Raw genomic sequence first — 2,502 nt, forward strand, 5'->3', positions numbered from 1 at the left:
GCCGTTGTCGGCGTAGATGGCCACGAACGAGCCGTTCGCCGGCGCGGCGTTGCCCAGGAAGCCGACGTAGTCGCGGATCATGTCGCCGAGGCAGCAATCCAACTCGAACGTCACGTCATCCACGCACTGCAGGTTATACACCGCACCGAACACACCCAGACCCGACCACGCGTCACCGTTACCGCTGACGTAGGCCTGGTTGTCGGTGATGTCGAGACGGTTGTAAATCTCGTCACCCGGGTTGAGCTGCTCGGTCGGGATGTTGATCTTCTGCAGCACCTTACCGCCCTGCGCCGGACCGATCTGCGCCGGACCTTCGTAACCGGCGCCCGCGTCTACTAAGATGCCGTTGCTCTCGCCGTCCATCCCGGGCCCGGGTGGGTGCCGATTGGGGTCGTCGGGGAAACAGTCGCAGATGTCCCCGAACCCATCGCCATCGCGATCAGCCTGGTTGGGATTGGGGTGGTTCGGGCAATTGTCGCAGATGTCCCCGACCCCATCGTTGTCGCGATCAGCCTGGTCGGGGTTATAGTCGTTCGGGCAGTTATCGCATCTGTCGACGTGACCATCGTTATCACGATCGGGGAAAAGCACCAACTTCACGCCAGGAATATTTCCGGGAATGTTTTGCCAAAGCGCGTTTACAAAACTGACTTGAAACGGGTCTCTATCACACGGACCAGGGTTCGCGGAAATCTCCCCTGCCGGTTCGAAAGAGCTGCATCGCTCAAGTGGATTAAGATCGCCAAACGGAACAAGTGATGGGACACCTAATAGATCGATGCAGTACTCGCCTTTGTCGGTATTAACTATAATGCCGGCACGACCGTCGTCGCAGAATCCTGCCCTAAAATCTGAGAAATTGCCTGGAAGATTGTATGTCAGCAGTTCGCTATCATAAATTACAAATGCCTGTGTTTCTGTGGCACAAATCATTCCGCTTCTACTGCCATAACTCCAAGTCATAGGACTAAGAATGTTGCCCGGTATCGTGAATACCTGTCGGTGAACCGGTCCAAGCCCACCATAAACCTCGATCGTGTTGCTGGAGGTCGAGACGCCTAACTCCATCCGAAGGATTTTGGCATCATTTCCAAGGCATCCAGAAACGATTCCAGCGCTGAGGGGGTATCCAGTGGCCTCATAGACATATAATTCGTCTCTATTCAGAACGTGAACATGGGTATCAGTGATCGCAACGGCCTCTGCAAAGATTAGTGCGTTACATACATTCCAGATTCCGGCCCCGGCACCAAGCATGACGTTTCCATTTAGATAATAATGAGTGACGCCAAGTCCGGTATGGACGACATCAATAGCCAATTTTTCGTTCAGTCCAGGGTATCCTGTAAATACCGGTAGATCGATTGTCCAAGGCCTGAGATCAACGTAAACACCGCCCAGAACCGCCCCGGTGATATCGACGCAGGCGCCATTGCTGAAGACAAGGTCGTCATCATTCTGCTCACTTCGGACTCTCAACCAGTCTCCGTAGGGTAATCCGACCTCGGGGCAATCGGCCGTTCCTCCGCAATTTTGAGCATCGGCGATTGAATTGATGACGCCGAAGATGATAGTAGTGACTGCCATCACAAATAGCAAAGTGTTTTTCGGGTTCACAAAAGGCTCCTTTGTTTCAGACATCCCCTCAATCACCCGCGGGCACGCGCCGCGCGGTGGCCGGAGGTCTTAGCAGTTTTGATCGTTCTTGGGGGAACTGAGCGAGGTTTCCTCCCGCCCTGAGCAACCACCGGCGCCGCGAGCGCCCCCGTGAAGGGGCGCCCGCGCGCCGGAGTTCAGGAGGGAATCGAGCATTTCGGCATGATCGCTGTCCGCGATCCGGGAAACTTAGAACCACGATCAGGGCGACAGACATTCGCAGGTCGCGTCAAAGCCAAACCCAAAGCAGCAGGAGCCGCTTTCCGCTCGGCAGCGCCCTTCACATGTAATGACGCAGCCTGTCGCATCCGTGAAGAAGCACTCTTTGCCCGCGCCGGTGCAAACATCCGCGTCCGGACCGGGGTGCCCACTCGGACAGAGTGTGCCGTTCCCCTGGAACTCACCGCCTAAAGACAGGCATTCCGCTTCTGTGGCCACGTCGAGGCAGGCGATGCCGGAATCGTCTTCACACAGCAGGCAGGCGCCGGTTTCCGCGAGTTGGCAGTTGCAGACATACGGTTCGGTTTGGTCGCAGGCCGTTACCGTTCCGCCGTTGCAGCCGGCGTTCTTGAACTTGGTCTTCCACTTGTTACGGTCGTTGGCGGTCACACTCTTGGATTCACCGGTCCGGTTGTTCGTGACGGTGAACGTGTCGCCCGGCGTCGGATCCGTTCCCTTGACCTTAACGGTGCATCTGCCGTCCTTGACTCTGGCTTTCACTTTCGTGATGACCGCATCGCAGCTGCCGCCGCAGTTGTCCGTGCCGTCACCGAACGACTGGGACGCACCCAGCGGATCCGGGCACAGGCCGTACGCATAGCTGTAGCACTCTTCCGCCTGATA

At 56.8% G+C, this 2,502-nt stretch carries 2 protein-coding genes; both read right to left on the reverse strand.

Features of this window, described 5'->3' with window-relative positions; all coding sequences use genetic code 11:
- Nucleotides 1-1,071: thrombospondin type 3 repeat-containing protein (locus HUU59_13510; protein NUO20458.1), on the reverse strand; the 1,071-nt coding region annotated here is incomplete at its 3' end.
- 789 nt (nucleotides 1,072-1,860) lie between these two features.
- On the reverse strand, nucleotides 1,861-2,502 hold a 642-nt coding region (locus HUU59_13515; GenBank protein ID NUO20459.1), incomplete at its 5' end, for a hypothetical protein.

The organism is bacterium, assembly GCA_013360195.1.
Lineage (GTDB): Bacteria > Electryoneota > RPQS01 > RPQS01 > RPQS01 > JABWCQ01.